The organism is Acidovorax sp. HMWF018 (genome assembly GCF_003061035.1).
GTDB lineage: Bacteria > Pseudomonadota > Gammaproteobacteria > Burkholderiales > Burkholderiaceae_C > Acidovorax > Acidovorax delafieldii.
The window spans coordinates 12,652-18,208 of the sequence record NZ_QAIM01000489.1; the positions used below are offsets into that span (position 1 = coordinate 12,652).

Sequence of the window (5,557 nt, forward strand, 5' to 3'; positions counted from 1 at the left end):
TGCCACAGCGAGGGGGACTTGTAAATCTCATGGCCGTCGCGCCCCGGCGGAAGTGCGTAACCCACCATGCGGCCCTGCCCGCCTGCGCCGCGAAACGCTTCAAAGCTGGCCCGGCTGTTTTCCAGCGTGTAGTAGGAATCCCTCTCCCCATAAAGCCAAAGGGTGGGTCGGGGCATGGCAGCGCCGCGTATAAAGCCCGCGCGATTGACAGCGGCAGACTCCTTGCACCCATCGCCGAGCCAACCACCCACAAAGTTGACGACGCCCAGGAACATGCTAGGTCGCGAGCCAGCATACGCTACCGACAAGATGCCGCCACGCGATACCCCACCGATCAGCAAGCGGGCTTTGTCCACGTCAGGGCGCTGCTGCAGGTGCGCCATGAATGCGTCCAGATCGGCCAGCGCGCGGTCAAACCCTGGCAGCGAGTACTCGGACTGGCAGGAATAACCCATCGATCGGTTGACGCCAAAACCTTCGTCATACACGCCGTCGGACTTGCCCCGCCCCCGGCGCTGCGGGAACACCACCTGCCAGCCCTTGGCGGTGAAGTATTGAGCGACCTCAGGGCTCGTCCAGGTGAGTCTGAACCACTCAGGCCGGTCGCCACGGCCCGTGGAGCCATGGTTGAAGACCACCGTGGGCAGCGGACCACTGGCATTGATGGGGCGGTAGACCACAGCCTCCAGCGTTTGGGCGCGCCCATCTGCATCGGCCCACGGCGTGGGTAGCCGCTCGACCACGCGGGTGTAGGGCGGTGCCGCGAGCTGGGTGCTTAGCACGCCTGCCGCCAAAAGCCGGCTTTCAGGGCGCCACACCGTCATCTCCATCTCGGACCTGCCCTCGCGCAAGCGCAGCACCAGCCGCGCTCCGGTATGCAGCCGAGTGTGCAATTCGTTGCCCACAAAGCGTCCTTGCGAACGGTCTGTAACCTGCGCCTGCTGTTCGCTGGCCGCCGCATAGACGAGCGTCGCGCCTTCGGCAGTAACGGCTTCGACGGCGATGCGGACATCGCAAGCCCTCGCCATGCAGGCCCATCCCTGCCACAAGCCACTCCAACGAGCCTTGTCCAGGGGCACGCTGGCGGCGGGCGGCGTCACCGCCACATCCGGCGGCAGCACGGCCGCCACGGGGCTTTCAGAAGGGCCCGCCATCTGGTCAGGCATGTAGCTGGGCCACGCGGTGGTCGTCGCGGACGGCGACTCGGCTGGCTGCGCGGTGGCGGCACCGCACGACAGCCATGGGAACGCCAGCGTGGAAGCGAGGCAAAGCAGATTCTTTGTGAGCATGGCCCCATTGTGCAAACCGTTCCTTAAAGCAAACCAAAGGCCAGCGCCCGATGCGGCCACATTGCCACCTGCACCCACACAATCGCCCCATGCACATCCTGCTCATCGAAGGCGACCTGGACCTGGGCCGCGCGGTGGATGCGCCCGCCACGGTGGCCTGCGTGCTGCTGAACCTCACCTTGCCCGATGGCAGCGGCTTTGACCTGCTGGCGGGCTGGCCGTCGATCAGCAACTGCGTGGCGCCGCGCTCCATGCCACGCATGCGGATCTCCACGCTGCCATCGGCAGAGGGCGTCACCTGCACGCCTGGCAACTGGCGCAACACGTCGGCGACCAAGAACGCGCCCATCTGCTCGACGTCGCTGCGGTCCACCACCACCAGCGACCCCGCCGAAAAAAACCGCTATTCCAGGGACCTGCGTGCCGTGACCGTGACACCGTCAAGCTGCGGCGTAGCGCTGCCTGCCCCGTCTGGCGAGCCCTGCGCCCATGCGGCACTTCCTGCCGCAGAGGCCAAACACGTTGCCCACATGGCAAAGCGGCGGCTATTGTGTATTGCTGGTTTCATCGATGCCCTCTCTGTGCCAGATTGTCCGAGAGCAAGGCCTAAGCGCAGCCAAAGACTGCATACCTTCTGCACCCCAGCGTCACGGACCTGCACCATCCCCGCGGCAGGTGATTCCCTTGCCAGCGCACGCGGCGACTACAGCTTGGGCACCTCCAGCGGCTTGCGGTAGATCGTGTTGCGCTTGACCACCTGAAAGCCGCAGTCCGCATACACACGATTAGCGCCCGTCAGGTTCTCACCGTCCACCGCCAAGGCCGACTCGGCCATCCCTTCGTCGGCCAACAGGCGCAGGCTACGAGCAATCAACGCCCTTGCAAGCCCACGCCTGCGCCACTGGCGCCTCACGCTGATGAACTCGGTGTAGCCCCGGCGCCGTGACAGATGGCGGTTCTCATCCTCATTGATATACGTGCGGACTTGGCCTGCGACCTCATTGCCGTCCCACGCCACCTGCCAGCGCGCGGGCTGAAAAATCTGGCTCTCCAGCCAGGTGTCGTAGTCGCGTGGCAACGGTGGTGCCATCCCCCAATGGTCTTCTAACGCAGTGTGATGAGCGTCCCATATGGCGCGGTAGTGCTCTGGCAAAACGGGCCGCAGTTCCAGCCCTTGCGGCATGGGAAAGTCCGGCGCAGCACGCAGTTCCGTGTTCCGCATTTCAAAGAAATACCGCATCGGCGCATAGCCTCTGGCCTGCAGCAGTCGTGCGCGCGCTTCCTCGCCTTGCTGTACATAGGTATGGTGCACATGCGGGCCGCGCGGCTGCTGCGCTGCCACGGTGTGGCTCCGCCGCTCGAGCCAGCCCTGCAGCGCATGCCCAATGCCTCGCCCTCGCCAACGTCCTGGCACAAATCCGATTTGTGCGTGCAGCGTCAGGCCATCTGCCTGCGTAAATCGCCAGCACCGGCCATAGGCGACCAGTTCGCCATCCAGCTCGACCATGATCGCGTCCTGATACGGATCGCATCGAGTAAAAGCCGCGTAGTCACGCGCCAGGTCTTCGGGCGTGCGACGCGCGAGCACCCCGTCGGCATCAAAGCTGGCATTGGCCACCTCGGCCATGGCCGGGAAGTCAGACGGGCCGCGAAACGGCCGCAACGCCAGCCCTGAAGGGATGGATAAATTCATCACCGATTTTTCATGCCCCATAAGGGCTTCCTCCCCAGTTCGTTGATTGGTTCTACGTATTCTTCTTTTCGTTCCACAGGCAAGCCAAGTTGCGCTACGTGCCCTGCTAGTGTGCCAATCGCCGCCTTAACGCCAGCCAAAGGCGCCGCTTCCCGCGCCGCCCAATCACCACCACTCCCGCCACAATCGCCCCATGCACATCCTTCTCATCGAAGACGACCTGGACCTGGGCCGCGCGCTGCAGTCCGCGCTGAAGGTGGAGGGGCTGACCAGCGAGTGGCTGCGCCGCGCGGTGGATGCGCCCGCCACGGTGGACGCCACGACGGTGGACTGTGTGCTGCTGGACCTGACGCTGCCCGACGGCAGCGGCTTTGACCTGCTGGCGCGCTGGCGCAACCAGAGCGGACACAGCGGACAGGTGCCCGTCATCGTGATCACGGCGCGCTCGGCCGTGGAGGACCGGCTGGCGGGCCTGGACGGCGGGGCGGACGACTTTGTGATCAAGCCCTTTGCCACGGCCGAACTGATGTCGCGCATCCGCGCCGTGCTGCGCCGCAGCGCGCGCCAGGCCAGCGAGCGCTGGGTGCTGGGCGAGCTGGTGATCGAGCCCCGGAGTCATGCCGTGCAGCGCGCCGGGCTTCCGCTGGAGCTGTCGCCGCGCGAGTTTCAGCTGCTGCTGGAGCTGGCGCGCGAGCCCGGCGTGGTGGTGTCCAAAAGCGTGTTGTCGCAGCGGCTGGACCCGCTGGGCGAGCCCATGGACTTTGCCGCCATCGAAGTGCATGTGTCCAACCTGCGGCGCAAGATCGGGGCAGAGCTGATCCGAACCGTGCGTGGCGTGGGCTACCTGTTGCAAGCATGACTACGATGAAGCACGCGTTGCGCAGCGCATGGGCCTGGCTGGCCGAACCCACGCTGATGCGCCGCAGCGTGGCCTCGGTGCTGGTGGCATTTGTGGTGGTGTGGGCGGTGCTGCTGGGCTACAACTTCGTCAACTACAAACACACCATCACCCGCGACCCCGGCCTGATGAAATACGGTGACGCAGTGCTGGACTCGCTGGCCTCCATCACCGACCCCGCCCACGCTGCCACGGCCGTGGCGGCCACCGACCACTGGACCAACATCCGCCGCCGCCAGATCGGGCTGCTGCCCGGGGTGCAGATGCACGAGCTGCTGGACGCGGCATCGGGCCAGCGCGTGTTTGCATCGCCGGGGCTGCAGAACGTGGCCGTGCCGCCCGCCTCACAACGCGCTGAGCCTTTTATTGAAGAAGCCGCCCTGCAAGGCCGGTCATTCCGCATCTACACCGGCCGCAATGCGCGCTGGGTGCTGCGGGTGTTCGAGACCAAGCGCACCGACTCCAACTTTCTGCAGTACAACGGCCGCGCGCTGCTGCCCTACCTGCTGCTGGCGTCACCCTTTGTGCTGCTGGCGGTGTGGCTGTCGGTACGCCATGGCCTTCGGCCGCTGCAGCAACTGGCCAGCCGCATTGCGCAGCGCGGGCAGGACGACCTGCAATCGGTGGGCTTCAACGCCCGCCACCGCGAACTCAAGCCGCTGGAGCAGTCGCTGGACCACCTCTTCGCCCAACTGCGCCAGAAGGTGGAACGCGAACGCGCCTTTGTGCAAGACGCGGCGCACGAGATCCGCACACCGCTGGCCGTGATCACCGCTCAGGCCCATGTGATGGCCCGCTCGCCCAGCGAAGAGGAGCGCACGCAGGCCCAGGCCCATCTGGAACAGGCCATCGCCCGCACCTCGCACCTGGCGCAGCAACTGCTGGACCTGGCTGCGCTGGACGACGCGCAGCGCCCCGCGCCGCGCGACTTGGACGTGGCGCAATGGCTGCGTGGCGCGCTGGCACAGGCTGCGCCGCAGGCCATCGCGCGGCAGATCGAGCTGTCGCTGGCCGCGCCCGACACCTTGCCCGCCCGGCTCGACCAGCCTGCGTTCGAGTCCATCGCCCACAACCTCATCGACAACGCGCTGCGCTACACGCCCCACGGCGGTAACGTGGCGGTGGCGCTGCGGCATACGGGCGCGGTGCTGCAACTGTCGGTGCAGGACGACGGGCCGGGCATCCCGGCCAGCGAGCAGCAGAGGGTGTTCGAACGCTTTTACCGGGGCACGGGCCATGCCGCCAATGGCTCGGGCCTGGGCCTGGCCATCGTGCGGCAGGCGGTGCTGCGCATGGGCGGACAGGTGCAGATCGGCGTGGGTTTGAATGGCAAAGGCGTGGGTTTTTTCGTTAGCATTCCCCTCCCCCACGCCTGACGGCCCCGCCGCAGGCCGAACGCACGCACTGCATGTCCGACGACGCGACCACCATGACCACCGCCGATTCCGCCCACCCGTGCCTCAGCTGCGGCGCCTGCTGCGCCAGCTTTCGCGTGGACTTTGCCGTGTACGAGATGCAGGCCATGGGCGGCACAGTGCCCGATGGCTTGGCGCTGGATGTGAACGGCAGCACCTGCCGCATGCGGGGCACGGAGCAGGTGCCCATCCGCTGCGCCGCGCTGACCGGCCAGGTGGGCCAGCAGGTGGCCTGCAGCATCTACGAACTGCGCCCCGCGCC

General features: G+C 66.5%; 5 protein-coding genes and 2 pseudogenes. 4 read left to right on the forward strand and 3 right to left on the reverse strand.

Translation table 11 applies throughout. From position 1 onward, the window contains the following. Nucleotides 1-1,289: S9 family peptidase (locus tag DBR23_RS20945; protein ID WP_233250628.1), on the reverse strand; the 1,289-nt coding region annotated here is incomplete at its 3' end. A gap of 89 nt (nucleotides 1,290-1,378) precedes the next feature. On the opposite strand from DBR23_RS20945, the pseudogene DBR23_RS32320 reads away from it, so the two are divergent. Beyond that, a pseudogene (locus DBR23_RS32320) lies at nucleotides 1,379-1,507 on the forward strand (DNA-binding response regulator); the annotation flags it as partial. Nucleotides 1,508-1,539: 32 nt separating this feature from the next. Here the strand turns inward: DBR23_RS32320 and DBR23_RS32325 are convergent. Both DBR23_RS32325 and DBR23_RS20955 read right to left on the reverse strand, forming a co-directional pair. Next, nucleotides 1,540-1,638 (reverse strand): annotated as a pseudogene (locus DBR23_RS32325) (hypothetical protein); the annotation flags it as partial. Between the two features lie 354 nt (nucleotides 1,639-1,992). Next, on the reverse strand, nucleotides 1,993-2,982 hold the full coding sequence (locus DBR23_RS20955; protein ID WP_233250630.1) for a GNAT family N-acetyltransferase: 990 nt from the start codon (nucleotides 2,980-2,982) through the stop codon (nucleotides 1,993-1,995). Between the two features lie 193 nt (nucleotides 2,983-3,175). Here DBR23_RS20955 and DBR23_RS20960 point away from each other — a divergent pair, with 193 nt between their 5' ends. From DBR23_RS20960 to DBR23_RS20970, 3 genes are all read left to right on the forward strand, one after another. After that, nucleotides 3,176-3,841: a response regulator transcription factor gene (locus DBR23_RS20960; protein ID WP_108499483.1), complete on the forward strand. Its 666-nt coding sequence runs from the start codon at nucleotides 3,176-3,178 to the stop codon at nucleotides 3,839-3,841. 5 nt (nucleotides 3,842-3,846) lie between these two features. Beyond that, nucleotides 3,847-5,256: a HAMP domain-containing sensor histidine kinase gene (locus DBR23_RS20965; protein ID WP_108499484.1), complete on the forward strand. Its 1,410-nt coding sequence runs from the start codon at nucleotides 3,847-3,849 to the stop codon at nucleotides 5,254-5,256. Between the two features lie 53 nt (nucleotides 5,257-5,309). Next, nucleotides 5,310-5,557, forward strand: a 248-nt coding sequence (locus DBR23_RS20970; RefSeq protein ID WP_199227766.1) for a YkgJ family cysteine cluster protein, incomplete at its 3' end; no start/stop codon positions are given.